A 19,292-nucleotide genomic window follows, 5' to 3' on the forward strand; every position below is an offset into this window, starting at 1 on the left:
CCTTTAGTTAAAGAGAAGAACATCATGGTATAAGCGGAAGAAGCGTTAACGCACCCCGGCTGAAGTCTGACAGATTTTGCTTAAATCCCTCAATTTGTCCATAAGGCAAAGCCAGCGTCATCGCGATACGGTCGCAATAATGACTTTCAGTAATGCTGCCGTCGTAGCGCTGCACCAGACGCTCAATGTCGCTCAACTGGGCGTAGTCACACTGCAACGTGAACAACCTTACCGGGACTTTTCGCTGGCGCTCAAGCTGTTTCAGCCCTTGCTGGACACCGCCGCCATAAGCCTTTACCAGACCGCCCGTCCCCAGCATGATGCCGCCGTAGTAACGCACGACGACGGCGGTGATTTCCCCTATGCCCGCCCCCATCAACTGCGCCAGCATAGGTTTCCCCGCCGTTCCCGAAGGTTCGCCGTCATCGGAAAACCCCAACTGCTGCGAATCATCCGGCGCGCCCGCCACCCAGGCCCAGCAATGATGCCGGGCCGTCGGATGATCCTGTTTTACCTGCTGGACAAAAGCCCGCGCGGCTTCGACACCGTCCGTGTGCGCCAGTAACGTAATAAACCGGCTCTTTTTGATGGTCTCCTCGCTCACGCTTAGCGCTTGCGCAGGAATATCGTAAGCCTCCATCAGGCGAGGTGCAGGTCGCGCGTCATGTTTTCAACGCGATTAGCATGAATAACCACGTTATCTTCAATGCGAATGCCGCCGTAAGGCTTAAGCGCATCCAGTGCCTGCCAGTTAAAATGCGCACTGAATTTGCCAGCGCGCAGCGGTGCCAGCAGTGAATCAATAATGTAGAAGCCTGGCTCGATGGTTAACACCATCCCCGGCTGGATGACACGGGTGCAACGCAGGTAAGGATATTGCGCTGGCGCAGCCAGGTGCGTCCCGCTTTCATCCTGCATAAATCCGGCGACATCATGAACCTGCAGGCCCAGCGGATGACCTAAACCGTGTGGCATAAACGGACCGGTCAGGTCTTCGGCCACCAACGCCTCTTCACTGATGCCGTGGACCAAATCAAACTTCACCAGCAATTTTGCAATGCGCTGATGCATTTGCAGATGGTAATCGGTGTAGCGCACGCCCGCTTTCAACGTCGCAATCAAGGCCAGCTCTTCCGCATTCATCGCCTCCACCATTTTGGCATACAGCGATCCGCTTTGTGCGGCATAGCTGCGGGTCAGGTCAGCGGCATATCCCTGATATTCCGCCCCGGCATCAATCAGGAAACTGTAGCGCTTAGCCGGTGGCTGATGATCCAGTTTGGTGTAATGCAACACGGCAGCATGTTCGTTCAATGCAATAATGTTGCCGTAAGGGACATCCGTATCGCGATGACCAGTCGCGGTCAGGTACGCCTGATTAATATCGAATTCACTCAGACCTGCCGCAAACGCTTCTTTGGCAGCGCGATGTCCTGCCACGGCAATTTTCTGCGCCTGACGCATACAGCTCAGTTCGTAGTCAGTTTTAATACTGCGGTGATAATGCAGGAAATCGATCACCGCTTTAGGATTGATGTTGCCTGCCGTAATGCCTAACTGCGCAGCGCGTTCGACGACCGGGCCAATATAGGCAACATTTTCGCGCTGAGCAGGCAGGAGATCGCCAATGGCATTCGCGTTTGCCAGCCCGATAATCTCAATGTCGTCGGTCCAGAAACTGTGCGGAAGCGGTTCAACGTTGTGCCAGTAATCCACCGGCGAATAGAACCACAATTTCGGCTTGTTCACGCCATCGATCCACAGCCAACAGTTAGGTACCTGTGTTACCGGCACCCAGGACTTGAACTGCGGGTTGACCTTAAACGGATACGTGTGGTCGTCCAGAAATACGGTGAGTAGCTCGCCGGAATGGATCAGCATGGCATCCAGTTTATGACGTGCCAATACCTGCTGAGCACGTTGTTGCAAGGTCGTAATATGCGCGTGATACAAGCTCTTAAGTGAATCCATTGCCGCCTCTCCAGTGTCCGGAAAAGCCGCAGTTTATCACAGGCAAAATCCGGATGCCGGGTTCCCCGTGGCTGTGATCTTGTTAGCAAATAAACAAAGACCTGTTTGCAAAAAATTAACATCCCTCCCAAACTCACGATCATCTGGTATGACCAGATCACCTTTCGCGGTTTCAGGAGACGTACATGCTCTACCAAGGCGCTAACCTCACTCTTCACCAGCTGGACGATGGTATTGTCGAGCTGGTCTTTGATGCCCCCGGCTCCGTTAACAAGCTGGATACGCAAACCGTGGCCAGTCTTGGCGATGCGGTAACGGTGCTGGAAAAACATGCCGGCCTGCGCGGTGTGCTTCTGCGATCAGCAAAACCCGCCTTTATCGTAGGTGCGGACATTACTGAATTCCTGGCGCTCTTTGATGCGCCGACAGAGAAACTGAGTCAGTGGCTGACCTTCGCCAACAGTATCTTCAGTCGTCTGGAAGATTTGCCGGTGCCCACGATCTCGGCGATTGAGGGCTATGCGCTGGGCGGTGGCTGTGAATGTGTACTGGCCACGGATTTGCGCGTTGCCACACCGACGGCCCGCCTGGGGTTACCGGAAACGAAGCTGGGCATCATGCCGGGTTTTGGCGGCAGCGTGCGTCTTCCTCGTCTGTTAGGTGCCGACAGTGCAATGGAAATCATTGCCGCAGGCAAAGATGTTGACGGTGTTGAAGCGCTGAAACTGGGTCTGGTGGATGCGGTTGTCAGCGACGATAAGCTGCGTGATGCTGCGTTAACCATGCTAAAAGCGGCCGCCCACGACGGCAGCTGGCGTGCCCGTCGCGCCCCTAAACTGGCTCCGTTGAAACTCAGCCCCGTTGAAGCCGCGATGAGCTTTACGATAGCCAAAGGCATGGTGATGCAAACGGCGGGGAAACACTACCCTGCGCCAGTCACTGCCGTTAAAACCATTGAAGCGGCAGCAGCGCTGGGCCGCGATGATGCGCTAAAGCTGGAAACCGCAGCGTTTGTTCCGCTGGCACAGTCAGATGTGGCCCGCGCGCTCGTCGGGATTTTCCTCAACGATCAGTACATCAAAAGTCTGGCCAAAAAACGCAGCAGTGAAAGCGGCACGCCCAGACAGGCCGCCGTGCTGGGCGCCGGTATTATGGGCGGTGGAATCAGCTATCAATCGGCATGGAAAGGCGTGCCGGTTAAAATGAAGGATATCAATCCGCAGGCGCTGACGCTGGGCATGAATGAAGCCAGTAAGCTTCTGAATAAGCAACTGGAACGCGGTAAAATAGACGGAAACAAGCTGGCCAGCGTCATTGCCACTATTCAGCCTACTCTCGATTATGCCGGTTTCGACCAGGCCGACATCGTGGTAGAAGCCGTCGTCGAAAATCCGAAAATCAAGGCCAGCGTTCTAGCTGAAACCGAAACCCATATGCGCGCTGATGCCATTCTGGCGTCAAACACCTCAACCATCCCCATCAGCCATCTGGCGCAGGCGTTGCAGCGTCCTGAAAATTTTTGTGGCATGCACTTCTTTAACCCGGTTCCACGTATGCCGCTGGTAGAGGTGATCCGTGGAGAGAAAACCAGTGAGGCCACGCTGGGTAAAGTTGTCGCCTGGGCCAGTAAAATGGGTAAAACCCCGGTGGTGGTGAATGACTGTCCGGGTTTCTTTGTTAACCGCGTTTTGTTCCCCTACTTCGCTGCCTTCGGCATGCTGTTGCGTGATGGTGCGGACTTCCGCCAGATCGACAAGGTAATGGAAAAACAGTTTGGCTGGCCGATGGGGCCTTCATGGCTGCTGGATGTCGTGGGCATTGATACCGCGCATCATGCGCAAAGCGTCATGGCGGACGGTTTTCCTGAACGGATGAAAAAAGACTATCGCGATGCGATCGATATTCTGTTTGAGGCGAAGCGTTTTGGTCAGAAAAATGGTCTGGGTTTCTGGCGCTGGGAAGAAGACAAAAAAGGGAAACCGAAAAAAGTGTCCGATGCAGAGGTCGATGCCTTACTCGAACCCGCCTGCCAGCCTAAACGGATATTCAGTGATGAAGAGATTCTGAATCGCATGATGCTGCCGATGTTGAATGAAGTGGTTCGCTGCCTGGAAGAGAAGATTATCGCCTCACCTGCTGAAGCAGACATGGCGCTGGTCTATGGTCTGGGATTCCCGCCTTTCCGTGGCGGTGCTTTCCGTTATCTCGACACTTTGGGTAACGGCAACGTAGTGGATCAGGCGAAACGTTATTCGTCATTGGGTGGGCTGTATGCGCTCCCTGCCCTGCTGCTTGATAAAGCGCGCCAACACGAAAGTTGGTATCCCGCCGTCAAACCGATCGATGAAGCCGCGTTCAGAAGCGCCTGAGGTAATCAAAATGGAAAATGTGGTAATTATTGACGCGGTGCGTACGCCGATGGGCCGTTCAAAAGGTGGGGCATTTCGCCATGTACGCGCTGAGGACCTGTCCGCGCATGTCATGCGTGCTCTGTTGAACCGCAATCCGGGGGTGAATGCCGCCACGCTGGACGACATTATCTGGGGTTGCGTGCAGCAAACGCTGGAGCAAGGCTTCAACATTGCCCGCAACGCCGCGCTGCTGGCTGAAATCCCGCACCGCGTTCCGGCGACAACGGTTAACCGTCTTTGCGGTTCTTCAATGCAGGCCTTACATGACGCCGCACGCGCAATCATGGTCGGCGATGCTCAGACCTGTTTAATTGGCGGTGTCGAACATATGGGGCATGTCCCCATGAACCATGGCGTCGATTTTCATCCGGGTTTAGGCCGTACCGTTGCGAAAGCCGCAGGGATGATGGGGCTAACGGCAGAGATGCTGGCGCGCATGCACCATATCAGCCGCGAGCAGCAGGACGCTTTTGCTTTGCGCTCTCATCAGCGTGCCTGGCAGGCCACGCAGCGTGGCGATTTTGCCAATGAAATTGTTGCGCTGCATGGTCACGATGCCGATGGCGTCCTGAAACGCTATGACGTTGACGAAGTCATCCGTGAAGATACCAGCCTGGAAGGACTGGCAGCACTGCGGCCTGCCTTCGATCCGGTGAACGGAACAGTCACTGCGGGCAGTTCGTCAGCGTTATCAGACGGGGCGGCGGGCATGTTGATCATGAGTGAAAGCCACGCACGAGAGCAGGGCCTGAAACCCCGTGCACGCATTAAAAGTATGGCAGTAGTGGGATGCGATCCTTCCATTATGGGATACGGCCCGGTCCCGGCCAGCAAGCTGGCACTGAAGCGCGCCGGGCTGAGCGTAAATGACATTGATGTTTTTGAACTTAACGAGGCTTTTGCCGCGCAGGTTCTGCCCTGCATCAACGATCTCGGCCTGTCAGACAGGCTCGATGACAAGGTCAACCTCAATGGCGGCGCCATCGCGTTGGGCCATCCGTTAGGCTGCTCAGGCGCACGCATCAGCACGACGTTGCTGAACATTATGGAACGTCGCGATGCGCAGTTCGGCCTGGCCTCCATGTGTATTGGTTTGGGTCAGGGCATCGCTACCGTTATTGAACGCGTTTAATACGTTGGAACGTTATAGTGTGAGATTTACCCGCCTGTCAGGGGCGGGTTTTTTCTTGTGCTGTCACGTCAGATAAAAGCAAACGCATCGCCATACATTTGTGCTTCAACGGCACCTCGTTCTGAACAAAAGCGTTCACGGGCGATTTTCGCCATTTCGAAGCGGCCGGCAATATAAATCTCATGCTCACTCAGGGTCGCAAAGTCCTGCATGACGGCTGTCAGCACCGTACCAGAACGGCCCGGCCAGCCTGCTTCAGGCTGTTCGACAACCGGAATCACTTTCAGATTCGGATGCTTAATCGCCAGTGCTTCCAGCTCGTCCAAATCATACAAATGCTTCAGTTCGCGCCCGCCCCAGTAAACCGCAATATCACGGTTGGGTTGTTCGGCAAGCGCAGTGAGTAAAATGGAACGCACATAGGAAAAGCCTGTGCCACCCGCGATCAGGATTAACGGCTTGTCACTCTCTTCACGCAACCAGGCATCACCATGTGGGATGTCCACCACAATTTGCCCTTCCTGCTGAATACGATCCATCACCGCCATGGCGTAGAGATTCAGCTCTGAGGCACCGATATGCAGTTCAATGATTTCAGTTTCCATTGGCGTGGAGGCTAATGAAAACGGGCGCTTGTCACGCTCATCCATTACGACCATCAGGTACTGCCCTGCGCGAAAACTAAAATCTGCTTCCGGAATCAGGCGAACGCGATACACCGTGTCGGTAATCGCCTCAACTGAAGTTACTTTACAGCTTAACGTTGTCATGCGGTCCCTCTGTCGGGTCGTCTTTATGGTTATTGCTCACCATCAACGCTGTGATGGTTGATCAAAAATACCGAGGTCATCCCAGATAGCGTCGATACGTGCGGTAACGGCCGGATCTTTAACAATCGGCGTGCCCCACTCTCGTTGCGTCTCACCTGGCCATTTATTCGTGGCGTCGAGGCCCATCTTTGACCCTAGTCCGGAAACCGGAGACGCAAAATCAAGATAATCGATTGGCGTGTTTTCTACCAATACGGTATCGCGTGCCGGGTCCATACGCGTCGTGATTGCCCAGATGACGTCGTTCCAGTCGCGGGCATTAACGTCATCATCACACACAATAACAAATTTGGTGTACATGAACTGCCGTAAAAATGACCAGACGCCAAACATCACGCGCTTGGCATGTCCCGCGTACTGTTTTTTAATCGTCACGACCGCCAGTCGGTAAGAGCATCCTTCTGGCGGCAAATAGAAATCGACGATTTCCGGGAACTGTTTAATCAGAATGGGTACAAGCACTTCATTCAGCGCCACGCCCAGGACGGCGGGTTCATCCGGTGGCCTTCCGGTATAGGTAGAATGGTAGATCGCCTGATGACGCTGCGTGATGTGCGTAACGGTAAACACCGGGAAACTGTCGACTTCATTATAGTAACCGGTGTGATCGCCATAGGGACCTTCAGGTGCCATGTCACCGGGTTCGATATAACCTTCCAGCACAATTTCGGCGCTCGCAGGCACTTCCAGATCGTTTGAGAGGCACTTGACGACTTCGGTCTTGTTGCCGCGCAGCAGACCGGCAAACGCATACTCTGACAACGTGTCAGGGACGGGCGTGACCGCCCCCAGAATGGTCGCCGGATCGGCGCCCAGTGCAACGGACACCGGGAAACGTTCGCCAGGATGTGCCTTGCACCATTCAAGATAATCCAGGGCACCACCACGATGAGAAAGCCAGCGCATGATCAGGCGATTTTTGCCAATCACCTGCTGACGATAGATGCCTAAATTTTGTCGCTCTTTATGCGGGCCGCGCGTTACGGTTAATCCCCATGTAATCAGCGGGGCAGCGTCGCCGGGCCAGCATTTCATGACCGGGATTTGGGTCAGGTCGACCTCATCACCACTGAAAACCACCTCCTGACAGGGCGCATTGCGCAACCTTTTGGTCGGCATATTCAGTACTTGCTTAAACTGCGGCATTTTACTGAACAGATCGCGGAAACCTCTCGGTGGCTCAGGTTCTTTTAAAAAGGCCAGCAACTCACCCACTTCACGCAGTGCACTGACCTCTTCCTGGCCCATGCCCATGGCCACGCGTTTTGGCGTACCGAACAGGTTACACAGTACAGGCATGTCGTAACCTTTTGGGTTCTCAAACAGCAATGCCGGACCGCCTGCACGCAGGGTGCGATCGGCAATTTCGGTCATTTCCAGTTCGGGGTCGATCACGTGCGAGATACGCTTGAGTTCACCACGCTGTTCAAGCAGCGCAATAAAGTCTCTTAAATCCTGATATTTCATGCGGCTTCAACTTTCCGGCCAGAGTGAATTTGCCATTATAGGGCTGATTACATGAATGTGTGGAGCTTTATGCACCGCATGGCTTATCTTGCCCGTCACGGGCAACCATCAGACGAATAATGTCGCTTAGTTTTCGTGCTGAACCTTACCGCATAATGGCTATTTTTTCATTTTATGCGATGGCATTCGTCATTCAGAACAATCTTAGTTTATTTTCCAGGCAACGCCGCGTAACAGACCCCAATGCGCTATAACTCTGAGTGGAGGTTTGCTATTCTTAGCGTCCATTCATTGGGAGCAGTTATGGAATCCTGGTACTTACTCTATTGCAAACGTGGGCAGCTATTGCGTGCGAAAGAGCATCTTGAGCGGCAAGCCGTAAATTGCCTGAGCCCCATGATCGCGCTTGAGAAAATTGTGCGTGGCAAGCGAACTACCGTAAGTGAACCGCTGTTCCCAAACTACCTGTTCATTGAGTTTGACCCCGAAGCCATTCACACCACAACCATCAGCAGTACACGTGGCGTCAGCCATTTCGTGCGCTTTGGCGCGACGCCGGCCACCGTACCTGCTGTCGTTATTGATGCACTGCAGACTGATGTGCCACAAACGCTGATCGATCCTGAAACGCCGCAAAACGGCGATGAAGTCATCATCACCGAAGGGACGTTTGAAGGTCTGCGAGCTATCTTCTCAGAGCCCGATGGCGAAGCACGCTCCATCCTGTTGCTGAATCTGCTAAACAAACAGGTTGTCCGGAGCGTGGATAACCGACAATTCCGTAAAGCCTAACGCAGCCCGAACAGCGTGCGCGCATTATGATCCACCTGGGCTGCCAGCGCCTCTGGTTCCTCGCCTCGCCAGTTCGCGACCTGCTGCAGGATATGCGGTAAAAAACAGGGTTCATTGCGCCGGGAAGTTGGCCGTGGGCGCATATCCCGCGGTAACAGATAGGGCGCATCCGTTTCCAGTAGCAACCGTTCGGCGGGAATCAACGGCAACATCTCACGCAGGGCAATTCCCCGGCGTTCATCGCATACCCAACCGGTAATGCCTACCGATAAGCCCATTTCCAGGCAGGCCGCTAACTCTTCCCGGGTACCGGTAAAACAGTGAATCACGGCGGCGGGTAATTTGGGCAACCAGGGCTCAAGTACCGCAGCAAAGCGTTCATGCGCTTCCCGACAGTGAAGAAACACGGGCATATTCAGTTCCGCAGCTAATGCCAGTTGCGCGTCAAACGCATATTCCTGCTGCTGATGTGCGGACAGGTTACGATTGAAATCCAGCCCGCATTCACCTATCGCCACAACCTGGGCTTTTTCCGCCAGCCGGCGCAGCGTATTCGCGACCTCTTGTGACCACTCACTGGCATGATGGGGATGCACGCCCGCGGTGGACCAGCAGTAACCCGGATGAGCCTCAGCCAGCCGCTGCGCCTGCTGACTTTCCAGCGCATTGGTACCGGTAATCAACATGCCGGTGACGCCCGCGTCACGGGCGCGCGTAATCACCTTTTTTCGATCGGAGGCGAACTGCGTGCTGGTCAGGTTTACACCGATATCAAACATATTTTTACTCTCTGTCAAAAACATCCTAAACAAAAAACCGCCTGACGGCGGTTTTTGGCTTGTGTCTCCCGCTTCTGCGGGTGTACTGAATACGACATCAGGATTCGGTGTTCTGTTCCTCATCCTCTGTCTGACGGCCTTTTCCCACATAGTACCGTGAAAAGAATACGCCGACTTCAAACAGGCAGTACATCGGAATAGCGAGCAAAGTTTGAGAAAAAACGTCCGGTGGTGTGAGCAGCATCCCGACAACAAACGCGCCGACCAGGATGTAAGGACGCTTCTTTTTTAAATCCTCAGGGCTGGTAATACCGGTCCAGCACAGCAGCACTATGGCTACCGGCACTTCAAATGCCACACCAAACGCCATAAACAAGGTCATGACAAAATCGAGATAGTTGGTGATATCTGTCGCGATAGTGACGCCCTGCGGCGCGGTTTTCGCAAAAAAGCCGAAAGCCAGCGGAAAAACAATGAAATAGGCAAAGGCCACGCCAACATAAAACAGTAGCGTACTGGAAAACAGCAGCGGCATGACCAGCTTACGTTCGTGGCGATAAAGCGCTGGCGCAATAAACGCCCAGACCTGATAAAGAATAACCGGCACGGCAAGGAACACCGACACGATCATCGTCAGCTTTATCGGCGTGAAGAAAGGTGAGGCGACATCCGTCGCGATCATGCTGGCACCCGCTGGCATCTGATTGATCAGTGGCGACGCCACGGCATGGTAGATGTCATTAGCAAAGTAGATCAGTGCCAGAAAAATAACTAACACAGCAATTATGCAGTTCAGCAGACGTTTACGCAGCTCAATCAGATGGCTGATAAGTGGTTGGGTATCTTCAACGGCCATTATCGTTCATCACTTGCAGAAGGAGGAGAAGCTGGGTTGAGCGACGGCGCGGCGTTGCCCGGTTTTTCCGCAGGCGGTGCGTCTGTCCGACCCGGCGATTGCGGCGGAGCACTGGCATAGCCGGACGCAGGCCGCGGCGGGACCGGCGTGGTCGCCGTGTTGCTGTCCTGTGCCGGTGCAACCGCAGCGTCGACATGGGGTTCAACAGGTGCGTGTGCGGGTGACTGTGCCTGCTGCTCACTGGCCGCAGGCGTCACCGGTTTCGGCGAGTCACTCCCCGTCTGGTGTAACGGGGAATGGATGGTGTTTGCTTCGTCTTCTTCTCTTTCGATATCAATGCTCTGTTGAACCGAGCGTTTCATTGAATCCGCGGTTTTACGCAACGCTTCCATGGATTCTTTCAGCTCAGGCGACAATGTGCCGTGGCTGGCTTCCTCCACCTTTTTCAGGCTGTCCTGCAGTTCCTGCAGTTTCAGCTCTTGCGCCAGCTCACTCTGAACATTGGCCGCCAGTGAACGGACCGCCCGAATCCATCCGACAACCGTTTTAACCGCATGCGGCAAACGTTGCGGACCCAGGACAATCAGCCCGATCACGAAGACTAATAGCAACTCACCAAAACCAATATCGAACACGGTTTACACCTGCTTGTCGTTCTTAATGTCGTCTTTCTGAGCAGACGTTGGCTGTTTGTCCGCCAGCGTTTTCGCATGGAAATCCGCGTCCTGCTCTTTTGGCTGATCTTTTTTGTCGTCTTCATCACTCATGGCTTTCTTGAAACCACGGATAGACGAACCCAAATCCGACCCCAGATTACGTAACTTGTTGGTACCGAACAAAAGCACCACAATCACGGCAATAATTAATAACTGCCAAATACTGATACCGCCCATGAGATAGCCTCGATTTTTTTGTTAAAAACTGCGGAATGAAGCACAACCTAAACCCTTGTTAATTCGGGTCTCAGTCAGCGACATTACCGCGTTTCAGCCACGAGTGACAATCAGTTTGTCTTGCGCCAGCCGATTAACCAACTGACAAAACCTGCCGCCATTAATACCGCCGGAAACAGGTCCCACTCAGGCCTGCTGAGGAGTACCGCTGTACCGCTAATCAGCAGCGTGGCACCGACGCCAAACAGGAAACGCGCCTGATGCTGACGTGTACGTTGGACACTCAAATCGTTCACGAGTTTATCGACGCTAAGACGTAACTGCTTATGCTGCTGCATGCTGTCATAGAACAACTCGGGCAGCTCGGGCAGTTTCTCTGCCCAGTAGGGCGCTTTTTCTTTCACTGCGCGAATGATCGCCGGAATACCAATCTGATCTTTAATCCAGTCTTCAAGGAACGGTTTCGCCGTTTTCCATAAGTCCAGTTGCGGATAGAGCTGCCGGCCAATCCCTTCGATATAGAGCAACGTTTTTTGCAACAGCACCAGCTGTGGCTGCACTTCCATATTGAAACGTCGCGCCGTGTTAAACAGGTTTAGCAGCACGTGACCAAATGAAATTTCAGCCAGCGGTTTTTCAAAGATGGGTTCGCACACCGTACGAATGGCAAACTCGAAGTCTTCCACGTTGGTATCTGCCGGTACCCAGCCAGAGTCAACATGCAGCTCTGCCACTTTGCGGTAATCCCGGTTAAAGAAGGCGATAAAGTTTTCGGCCAGATAGCGCTTATCTTCCTTGTTCAACGAGCCGACAATCCCGCAGTCGATGCCGATATATTGCGGGTCTTCTGGATGCTCATAGCTGACAAAGATATTGCCAGGGTGCATGTCTGCATGGAAGAAGCTGTCGCGGAAAACCTGTGTGAAGAACACCTGTACGCCGCGTTCGGCTAACAGTTTCATGTTAACGCCATGCTGCTCCAGCGTCGCCACATCGGAGATAGGAATACCGTAGATGCGTTCCATCACCATCATGGTTTCGCTGCAGTAGTCGGAGTAAACCTCGGGAACATACAGCATGCGGCTGTTTTCGAAGTTACGCCGCAGCTGGATGGCATTGGCCGCTTCGCGCAGCAGGTTTAATTCGTCGATCAGCGTTTTTTCATAATCGCGCACCACCTCAACCGGACGCAGACGGCGACCATCCGGCAGCAGGCGCGGTACCCAACGGGCGATGCGGTAGATCAGCTTCATATCGGCTTTGATCACCGGCAGAATATCCGGGCGGATAACCTTAATGACAACCTTTTTGCCGTTGGATTTCAGTGTTGCCGTGTGAACCTGCGCAATAGAGGCAGAAGCCAGTGGGGTGATATCGAAGTCATCAAACCAGGACTCAATCGGTGCCCCCATGGAAGCTTCGATTTGTGCTTTGGCTTTCACGCCGTCGAAGGGCGCAACCCGGTCCTGCAAAATAGCCAGTTCATCGGCGATCTGCGGGGGAAACAGGTCACGCCGCGTGGACAGCATCTGACCAAACTTGATCCAGACGGGGCCCAGCTGTTCCATCGCCAGACGCAGCCGAATGCCCATCTGTTCGTGTTTGTGCTGGTTAGGAATCCAAAACACGCACCGCCGCCACAGCCGAAGCGGCAGAGTAATGCGCATTTGGGGAATCAGTTCATCAAGTCCGTATGTCAGAAACACCTTGATAATGAAATATAACCGGCGGATCTCTCCAAAACTCATTTCGCCTCCAGCTGTGCCAGACGCGCATTAAGCGCCTCAAGCGAACGTTCCATCGCGCTAACTTCCTCAGCGAACCAGGCAAATTCCAGCGCACCTGGCGCAACGCGCCACTCTTCCGTCAACGCCTGACCGAGATAATCCTGACGTCGCTGCGTTTCTGCTTTAAACAAGCGAAATGCGCGCTGCGCACCCTGGCTGATCCCTTGCGCGGCGATATCACCGATCCAGGGGGCCAGGTATTCGGCAGGATCCAGCTCAGCCAGATCCATCAACGCAGAGAATTGCTGCACCACCTGCAAATCCCCTTCGACCTGTAACTCACCGCTGCGTATCAGCGTCGTCAGTTGCTGGCGATCGCGTAGCTTCGGCAGCGACTTAAGCTGCGTAATGACCGTGCAGTCGCTGCTGTCCTGCCAGTCACTAAGGACATCCAGCTGTTGCTCACTGAACACCAGCACCAGCGGCCAGGATAGCTCACTCAAACGCAACATCAGTACCTTGCCTGCTAAACGCTGACGTGCGCTTTTCAGACCACGATCGCGGTAGAGAATACGGTTTAGCGCCGTTTCAATACCGGCAGTGATGACGGGGGTTAAGGTCATGGTCATAATGGTTAAAATTTAAACCCACGATGAAGTGCCACGATGCCGCCCGTCATATTTGAATAGGTGGTGTTTTCAAATCCCACATCGTTCATCATCGCTTTCAGGGTTTCCTGGTCGGGATGCATGCGGATGGACTCGGCCAGATAGCGATAACTTTCTGCATCCTGAGCAACCAGTTGGCCGATGCGCGGCAGAATATGGAACGAGTAGGCATCGTAGGCTTTGCTCAGCGGCTCAATAACAGGTTTCGAGAACTCCAGCACCAGCAAGCGTCCACCCGGTTTCAGCACGCGGAACATCGACGCCAGCGCCTTCTCTTTTTCCGTAACGTTACGCAGGCCAAAAGAGATCGTAATGCAGTCGAAGTAGTTGTCAGGAAACGGCAGCGCTTCGGCGTTGGCCTGAACATAACTGACATTGCCAACGATACCGAGGTTTCGTAGCTTCTCCCGGCCCATTTTCAGCATAGAGCTGTTAATGTCAGCCAGAACAACCTGCCCGGTCTCGCCCACCAGCCGTGAAAATTTTGCGGTTAAATCACCAGTTCCACCGGCCAGATCCAGGACACGCTGACCGCGACGCACACCGCTGCTGTCGATGGTAAAACGCTTCCAGACGCGATGGACGCCAAACGACATTAAGTCGTTCATCAGGTCATATTTCGCCGCTACGGAATGAAACACGTCCGCGACTTTGTCGGCTTTCTCGCTCTTGGCGACGGTCTGAAAGCCAAAATGGGTAGTTTCCTGCTGTGATTCATCTGCCATCGGTTTTACCTGCTCCACAAACAATACTTATGGAAGTGTATCAGAGTCACGGAGGTCAGGCACGTTGGCGACCTGCTTATTCGTGGAGGTGCCGAACCCGCTCACAACTTTCGTCTGCGTTTTGGTCGTTACCGGGCATACTGTCGTGCTCATTTTCGGGCATCGCGCGTTCGACCAGATGGGGATTGATAGCGCGTTTAACCTCTACACCTAAGTCACGGAAGCCTTCCGTTTGTGCGATCAAATTACCCCGCCCTTCTGCCAGCTTCTTCATCGCTTCACGATAGCTGTTTTGGGCCTTATCAAGGCTGTGACCAATACCGCTCATATCATCAACAAACAGGCGCATTTTGTCGTAAAGCCTGGCTGCGCGCTCGGCAATCCGCTGCGCATTGCGGCTTTGATGCTCGTAGCGCCAGAGATTGTTGATGGTACGCAATGCAACCAGCAGCGTGGTCGGACTGACCAGCATGATATTTTGCTGGAGCGCTTCGCCGATCAATTCTGGCTGCCGATCGATTGCCAGTAAAAACGCCGGTTCAACCGGGATAAACATCAACACATAATCCAGTGAGCGTAAACCGGGCAATTGTTGATAATCTTTACGGCCCAGCAAACGGATATGGCCGCGTACGGCACTGATATGCGCCTGAATGGCCTGTTCACGTTCAATGTCGTCATCCGCGTTGAAATACCGCTCGTAGGCAACCAGCGTCATTTTGGCGTCGATCACCACATCTTTCCCCTGGGGAAGCCGGACGATGACATCGGGCTGCATGCGGCTTTGCTGCTCGTTCTGCATGCTGACCTGGATATCGTATTCATAGCCTTCACGCAATCCTGACGCTTCCAGTACCCGGCTCAGCACCACCTCGCCCCAGTTGCCCTGGATTTTGTTGTCGCCTTTGAGCGCTTTGGTCAGGTTGAGCGCTTCCTGGGCCATCTGCGCATTCAGTTGCTGTAGCTGACGAATCTCGTGGGTCAGTGTATGGCGTTCACGCGCTTCCGCGCCAAAGCTCTCATTAACCTGCCGCCGAAAGCCATCGAGCTGTTCACGCAACGGCCCAATCAGGCTGTTCAGACTTTGACGGTTTTGCTCATCAACGCGGCGACCGCTGTTTTCAAAAATTCGGTTAGCCAGGTTTTCAAACTGCGCGCTAAGCCGCTGCTCGCTGTTGGTCAACAGGCGCTGCTTCTCTTCCGCTGCAAAACGGGTTTCCTCAAGACGGATGGTCACTTCACGCAGCTCGGCTTCCTGCGCGCTGTTCACCTCCAGCTGATTGCGCAGCTCTCGTGTCAGTTGCTCGCTCTCATTACGCCAGTAATCCAGCTGTTGCAGGCGCTCATTGGCTCCGCTTAATGATCCATGAAGCTGTCTCAACTCCTGTTCGCGCTGTTGCAGCTGCTGCTGGAGCTGCTCGATATGCTGTTGCTGACGTTGTTGTGCTTCGTTAAGCAGACGACGCTCTGTGGTAAAGCTGGCTAACTGATGACTGACACGCATTTGCGCCAGTATCCAGCCAACACCCAGGCCGGCGAGCCCAAGGCAGATGCTGATAATGATGTGCTGATCCATATTCTCCCCGCTGGTCAGGCTATTGAGGAAAAAGGTAAATTCGCACTGTATGAATGTCCAGATATATTTACTGAAGGGGGAAGACGAGACGTAAAGACAAGGCCATGACAGGCCGGACAGCCGGCCTGTCTGTCAAACGAAGGGCTAGAGTAAGCGACGCGCCGCTTCAACTACTATTTTGACGGCATCGCTTTCGGTCTGCTTCATCGTCACTGCATCGGGAATCTCTTTTTGCGTGCGGTTAACAATCACGCCCGCCACCATGCCTGCGCGCAGGCCCTGACTGGCGCACATGGTTAACAGCGTCGCCGATTCCATCTCATAGTTCAGGACGCCCATCTGCTGCCACTCCTGCATAGAGCCCTGAAAACGGTTCACGACGCGGCCCGAGAAGGTGTCGTAGCGCTCCTGGCCGGGGTAGAAAGTATCAGATGAGGCGGTAATCCCGATATGAGTTTTGGCACCGCAGGCTTCTGCCGCAGCCACTAAGGCCGTTGTGCAGGTGAAATCGGCGACGGCCGGAAATTCCATTGGTGCGAAGTGCAGGCTGGCACCGTCCAGGCGTACAGACGCCGTCGTAACCAGAACGTCGCCGACATTGATATGCGGCTGGATGGCGCCCGTTGTCCCTACACGCAGGAAAGTGCGCACTCCAAGCTGAGCAAGCTCCTCGACGGCAATGGAGGTGGAAGGTCCGCCAATCCCGGTAGAACAGACCACGACGGGTTTACCGTCAAGCTTAGCCAGCCAGCTGGTGAACTCACGATGGGAAGCCAGGTGCCGGGGATCGTCCATCAGTCCGGCAATTTTTTTTACACGTTCCGGATCGCCAGGAACAATGGCCAGTGTCGCCCCCTGCAGGTCGGCTTTCGTCAGGCCAAGATGGAAAACGTCAGACTGTGTCATATCAGACTCCGGGTTAAGGAAAAACAGTACGCCACTTTACGTTACCCGACGGGTTAAATGTGTGACTGGTTTCACTCAAGAAAATGAAAGTTACATTTTCGGTGAAATTTTTAGTGATTAATATCACACATTTATCTCAGACCTTCCGTAATGCTACATATGGTGATGTGGAAGGCAGCATGAGAATGTTAAAGAGAAGTGTATTTTAAAGGTTATAAGCTCTGTTACGCATTGCCCGGAACCAGTAATAAATGCCCAGGCTATAGTTACGTGATTGCGCATACGCTTGCACGGAGATAACGATGAAAACCGACGATAATATGACACAAAAATCAGCCGCAGGCGCGTTTGCTCCGGCAGTTCAGCCCACGGCTTCGACCACCATTATTACCGACAGCCCGGCCATCCACGCCGGTGAGACGTCTATTCCGAGTCAGGGTGAAAATCTTCCGGCTTTTTACGCGAAACCGCAGTCAGCAGACGGGCCGTTGCCTGTTGTGCTGGTCGTGCAGGAAATTTTCGGCGTTCATGAACACATTCGCGACATTTGTCGTCGTCTGGCGCTGGAAGGCTATCTGGCTGTCGCGCCAGAGCTTTACTTCCGCGAAGGCGACCCCAACGACTACAACGATATTCCTACGCTGTTTAAAGAACTGGTCAGCAAGGTGCCTGACAGCCAGGTACTGGCGGATCTCGATCATGCCGCTAACTGGGCGGCCCGCAACGGTGGCGATATCCGGCGGATGGGAATTACCGGTTTCTGTTGGGGCGGACGCATCAGTTGGCTCTATGCGGCACACAACCCGCAACTTCGCGCTGCCGTGGCCTGGTATGGTCGCCTGGTAGGGGAAAAAACCATGAAGCAGCAAAAACATCCTATCGATATTGCTGTGGATCTGAACGCGCCTGTGCTGGGTTTGTATGGTGGTCAGGATGACGGCATTCCGCTGGAAAGCGTGGAGCAGATGCGCCAGGCCTTACATGCTGCAAACGCAAAGGCAGAGATCATTGTGTATCCCGATGCCGGGCATGCTTTTAACGCCGACTATCGTCCGAGCTACCATGCCGAATCGGCAAAAGACGGCTGGGCACGTATGTTAGCCTGGTTTAAGCAGTACGGTGTCGCATCCACTGAGTGATAAAAAAGGGCGCGTAAGCGCCCAAACTCTCGACGTCGCCATCCAACACCCGCAAATCTGAGAGCTTTTCCGCGTTAACCCTGCTCACAAGCCTGGTGGGTTTTCAGGCTGGATTGCGGAGTGTCCCATAGCCGTTCTGCAGCAACATAACGCGCCTCATTTTTTCTGCTATTTCTTGAGTGAATGTCGTCACCCTCCGGTCCGTTCCGTTTGGATAAGCAAATACTCATTTTTCAGCTCGCGCCGCACACCTGTACGTGAAAAGCCGGGAGTAGGGTTATGGATTGGTATTTGCTATTCTCCAGAAATGCCTGGGTCAGTCTGATCGCCAGTCACGTTTAGCCGTCCAGATGTTTACACCGCTATATTCTGCGGGTACTGTATGTCTCTCAAGCGCAAATTATTCAGTTTCGATGTGAAGGACCCTCATGATCGAATTCAAACATCTCCGGACGCTTCAGGCTCTGCGGAATACCGGCTCGCTGGCCGCCGCGGCCGCCCAGCTTCACCAGACGCAGTCGGCGTTGTCACATCAGTTCAGCGATCTGGAACAGCGGCTGGGATTCCGCCTGTTTGTACGCAAAAGCCAGCCATTGCGCTTCACGCCGCAGGGCGAAATTCTGTTGCAGCTGGCGGAACAGATTCTGCCGCAAATTCAGCAGGCGCTTCAGGCCTGCCATGAGCCGCAACAGACTACGCTTCGTGTTGCCATTGAATGTCATAGCTGCATTCAGTGGCTCACGCCGGCACTGGATAAGTTTCGTCAGAGCTGGCCACAGGTGGTGATGGATTTTAAATCAGGTGTGACCTTCGATCCGCAACCTGCACTGCAACAGGGTGAGCTGGATATCGTTTTAACGTCCGATATTCTGCCGCGCTCGGGCCTGTTCTATTCACCGATGTTCGATTTCGAAGTGCGCCTGGTGCTGGCACCCGATCATCCTCTGGCTCAGGTCGAACATATATCCCCTGACGCACTGGCCGACGAAGTGTTGATGATTTACCCGGTGCAGCGTCAGCGGCTGGATATCTGGCGTCATTTCCTTCAGCCCGCGGGCATCAGTCCTGCACTGAAGAATGTGGATAACACGCTGTTGATGATTCAGATGGTGTCGGCGCGCATGGGCATTGCCGCGCTGCCACACTGGGTAGTGGAGAGCTTTGAAAAACAGGGGTTAGTGATCACGAAAACACTGGGAGAGGGATTATGGAGTCGGCTTTATGCCGCCGTGCGTGACGGCGAGCAGCGTCAGCCTGTGCTGGAAGCCTTTATCCATTTTGCCCGTCAGCATGCCTGTGAACATTTGCCTTTTGTCAGGAATGCCGCGCATCCTGCAGCCGTTTAGCCGCATGAGCGACAAAGCTGCGCGGCGGCGGGCAAAATCCCCTATAATGCGCAGCCTGTTGACTGACCTTGAGA

At 54.0% G+C, this 19,292-nt stretch carries 18 protein-coding genes; 5 read left to right on the forward strand and 13 right to left on the reverse strand.

All coding sequences use genetic code 11. From position 1 onward, the window contains the following. Window positions 1-22: 22 nt before the first annotated feature. Together GC087_RS21900 and pepQ are read right to left on the reverse strand one after the other, a co-directional pair. Complete coding sequence (locus GC087_RS21900) at window positions 23-640, reverse strand: IMPACT family protein (RefSeq protein WP_054634709.1); 618 nt, start codon at window positions 638-640, stop codon at window positions 23-25. Continuing rightward, window positions 640-1,971 (reverse strand): Xaa-Pro dipeptidase, encoded by a 1,332-nt coding sequence (gene pepQ / locus GC087_RS21905; protein WP_054634710.1) that lies wholly within the window; start codon window positions 1,969-1,971, stop codon window positions 640-642. Before pepQ ends, GC087_RS21900 begins: the two co-directional genes overlap by 1 nt. 185 nt (window positions 1,972-2,156) lie before the next feature. Between pepQ and fadB the strand changes: the two genes are divergently transcribed. Further along, window positions 2,157-4,340, forward strand: a complete 2,184-nt coding sequence (fadB, locus tag GC087_RS21910; RefSeq protein WP_324029352.1) for a fatty acid oxidation complex subunit alpha FadB — start codon at window positions 2,157-2,159, stop codon at window positions 4,338-4,340. A gap of 10 nt (window positions 4,341-4,350) precedes the next feature. Further along, complete coding sequence (gene fadA / locus GC087_RS21915; protein ID WP_006121482.1) at window positions 4,351-5,514, forward strand: acetyl-CoA C-acyltransferase FadA; 1,164 nt, start codon at window positions 4,351-4,353, stop codon at window positions 5,512-5,514. A gap of 68 nt (window positions 5,515-5,582) precedes the next feature. Here the strand turns inward: fadA and fre are convergent, their stop codons facing one another. Further along, window positions 5,583-6,284 (reverse strand): NAD(P)H-flavin reductase, encoded by a 702-nt coding sequence (fre, locus tag GC087_RS21920; protein WP_033737387.1) that lies wholly within the window; start codon window positions 6,282-6,284, stop codon window positions 5,583-5,585. Window positions 6,285-6,326: 42 nt separating this feature from the next. Then, entirely contained in the window at window positions 6,327-7,811 is a 1,485-nt protein-coding gene (ubiD, locus tag GC087_RS21925; protein ID WP_054688529.1) for a 4-hydroxy-3-polyprenylbenzoate decarboxylase, read from the reverse strand. 303 nt (window positions 7,812-8,114) lie between these two features. Here ubiD and rfaH point away from each other — a divergent pair, with 303 nt between their 5' ends. Further along, window positions 8,115-8,603, forward strand: coding sequence for a transcription/translation regulatory transformer protein RfaH (gene rfaH, locus GC087_RS21930; protein ID WP_006121479.1), 489 nt, complete (start codon window positions 8,115-8,117; stop codon window positions 8,601-8,603). Here rfaH and tatD read toward each other — a convergent pair. From tatD to udp, 9 genes are all read right to left on the reverse strand, one after another. Further along, window positions 8,600-9,382, reverse strand: a complete 783-nt coding sequence (gene tatD, locus GC087_RS21935) for a 3'-5' ssDNA/RNA exonuclease TatD (RefSeq protein WP_006121478.1) — start codon at window positions 9,380-9,382, stop codon at window positions 8,600-8,602. The genes rfaH and tatD overlap by 4 nt on opposite strands. 97 nt (window positions 9,383-9,479) lie before the next feature. Further along, window positions 9,480-10,238: a Sec-independent protein translocase subunit TatC gene (tatC, locus tag GC087_RS21940; RefSeq protein WP_006121477.1), complete on the reverse strand. Its 759-nt coding sequence runs from the start codon at window positions 10,236-10,238 to the stop codon at window positions 9,480-9,482. Next, complete coding sequence (tatB, locus tag GC087_RS21945) at window positions 10,238-10,873, reverse strand: Sec-independent protein translocase protein TatB (protein WP_058708540.1); 636 nt, start codon at window positions 10,871-10,873, stop codon at window positions 10,238-10,240. Before tatB ends, tatC begins: the two co-directional genes overlap by 1 nt. Before the next feature lie 3 nt (window positions 10,874-10,876). Further along, window positions 10,877-11,131, reverse strand: a complete 255-nt coding sequence (gene tatA / locus GC087_RS21950; RefSeq protein WP_033737383.1) for a Sec-independent protein translocase subunit TatA — start codon at window positions 11,129-11,131, stop codon at window positions 10,877-10,879. A gap of 110 nt (window positions 11,132-11,241) precedes the next feature. Then, window positions 11,242-12,879: a ubiquinone biosynthesis regulatory protein kinase UbiB gene (gene ubiB / locus GC087_RS21955; RefSeq protein WP_185200349.1), complete on the reverse strand. Its 1,638-nt coding sequence runs from the start codon at window positions 12,877-12,879 to the stop codon at window positions 11,242-11,244. Beyond that, the gene (gene ubiJ, locus GC087_RS21960; protein ID WP_039339260.1) at window positions 12,876-13,481 is read right to left on the reverse strand and encodes a ubiquinone biosynthesis protein UbiJ; all 606 of its coding nucleotides are present in this window, start codon (window positions 13,479-13,481) and stop codon (window positions 12,876-12,878) included. The genes ubiB and ubiJ overlap by 4 nt, the downstream gene beginning before the upstream one ends. 11 nt (window positions 13,482-13,492) lie before the next feature. Then, window positions 13,493-14,251, reverse strand: coding sequence for a bifunctional demethylmenaquinone methyltransferase/2-methoxy-6-polyprenyl-1,4-benzoquinol methylase UbiE (gene ubiE / locus GC087_RS21965; RefSeq protein WP_033737381.1), 759 nt, complete (start codon window positions 14,249-14,251; stop codon window positions 13,493-13,495). Window positions 14,252-14,327: 76 nt separating this feature from the next. Next, window positions 14,328-15,827: a DNA recombination protein RmuC gene (rmuC, locus tag GC087_RS21970; protein WP_033737379.1), complete on the reverse strand. Its 1,500-nt coding sequence runs from the start codon at window positions 15,825-15,827 to the stop codon at window positions 14,328-14,330. 144 nt (window positions 15,828-15,971) lie between these two features. After that, on the reverse strand, window positions 15,972-16,733 hold the full coding sequence (gene udp, locus GC087_RS21975; RefSeq protein WP_006121470.1) for a uridine phosphorylase: 762 nt from the start codon (window positions 16,731-16,733) through the stop codon (window positions 15,972-15,974). Between the two features lie 302 nt (window positions 16,734-17,035). Here udp and GC087_RS21980 point away from each other — a divergent pair, with 302 nt between their 5' ends. Next, complete coding sequence (locus tag GC087_RS21980) at window positions 17,036-17,872, forward strand: dienelactone hydrolase family protein (protein ID WP_006121469.1); 837 nt, start codon at window positions 17,036-17,038, stop codon at window positions 17,870-17,872. A gap of 428 nt (window positions 17,873-18,300) precedes the next feature. Next, the gene (metR, locus tag GC087_RS21985; protein ID WP_006121468.1) at window positions 18,301-19,218 is read left to right on the forward strand and encodes an HTH-type transcriptional regulator MetR; all 918 of its coding nucleotides are present in this window, start codon (window positions 18,301-18,303) and stop codon (window positions 19,216-19,218) included. The last annotated feature ends 74 nt before the right edge of the window (window positions 19,219-19,292 follow it).

It is taken from the genome of Pantoea sp. JZ2 (assembly GCF_035191405.1).
GTDB lineage: Bacteria > Pseudomonadota > Gammaproteobacteria > Enterobacterales > Enterobacteriaceae > Pantoea > Pantoea stewartii.

What these genes read in the sequence shown, in the direction of transcription:
- fadB (WP_324029352.1), top strand. Translation starts at nt 2,157, where the DNA reads ATGCTCTACCAAGGCGCTAACCTCACTCTTCACCAGCTGGACGATGGT.
- ubiE (WP_033737381.1), bottom strand. Translation starts at nt 14,251, where the DNA reads ATGGCAGATGAATCACAGCAGGAAACTACCCATTTTGGCTTTCAGACC.
- rfaH (WP_006121479.1), top strand. Translation starts at nt 8,115, where the DNA reads ATGGAATCCTGGTACTTACTCTATTGCAAACGTGGGCAGCTATTGCGT.
- ubiD (WP_054688529.1), bottom strand. Translation starts at nt 7,811, where the DNA reads ATGAAATATCAGGATTTAAGAGACTTTATTGCGCTGCTTGAACAGCGT.
- udp (WP_006121470.1), bottom strand. Translation starts at nt 16,733, where the DNA reads ATGACACAGTCTGACGTTTTCCATCTTGGCCTGACGAAAGCCGACCTG.
- rmuC (WP_033737379.1), bottom strand. Translation starts at nt 15,827, where the DNA reads ATGGATCAGCACATCATTATCAGCATCTGCCTTGGGCTCGCCGGCCTG.
- ubiB (WP_185200349.1), bottom strand. Translation starts at nt 12,879, where the DNA reads ATGAGTTTTGGAGAGATCCGCCGGTTATATTTCATTATCAAGGTGTTT.
- pepQ (WP_054634710.1), bottom strand. Translation starts at nt 1,971, where the DNA reads ATGGATTCACTTAAGAGCTTGTATCACGCGCATATTACGACCTTGCAA.
- tatD (WP_006121478.1), bottom strand. Translation starts at nt 9,382, where the DNA reads ATGTTTGATATCGGTGTAAACCTGACCAGCACGCAGTTCGCCTCCGAT.
- GC087_RS21900 (WP_054634709.1), bottom strand. Translation starts at nt 640, where the DNA reads ATGGAGGCTTACGATATTCCTGCGCAAGCGCTAAGCGTGAGCGAGGAG.
- fre (WP_033737387.1), bottom strand. Translation starts at nt 6,284, where the DNA reads ATGACAACGTTAAGCTGTAAAGTAACTTCAGTTGAGGCGATTACCGAC.
- tatA (WP_033737383.1), bottom strand. Translation starts at nt 11,131, where the DNA reads ATGGGCGGTATCAGTATTTGGCAGTTATTAATTATTGCCGTGATTGTG.
- metR (WP_006121468.1), top strand. Translation starts at nt 18,301, where the DNA reads ATGATCGAATTCAAACATCTCCGGACGCTTCAGGCTCTGCGGAATACC.
- tatC (WP_006121477.1), bottom strand. Translation starts at nt 10,238, where the DNA reads ATGGCCGTTGAAGATACCCAACCACTTATCAGCCATCTGATTGAGCTG.
- ubiJ (WP_039339260.1), bottom strand. Translation starts at nt 13,481, where the DNA reads ATGACCTTAACCCCCGTCATCACTGCCGGTATTGAAACGGCGCTAAAC.
- fadA (WP_006121482.1), top strand. Translation starts at nt 4,351, where the DNA reads ATGGAAAATGTGGTAATTATTGACGCGGTGCGTACGCCGATGGGCCGT.
- GC087_RS21980 (WP_006121469.1), top strand. Translation starts at nt 17,036, where the DNA reads ATGAAAACCGACGATAATATGACACAAAAATCAGCCGCAGGCGCGTTT.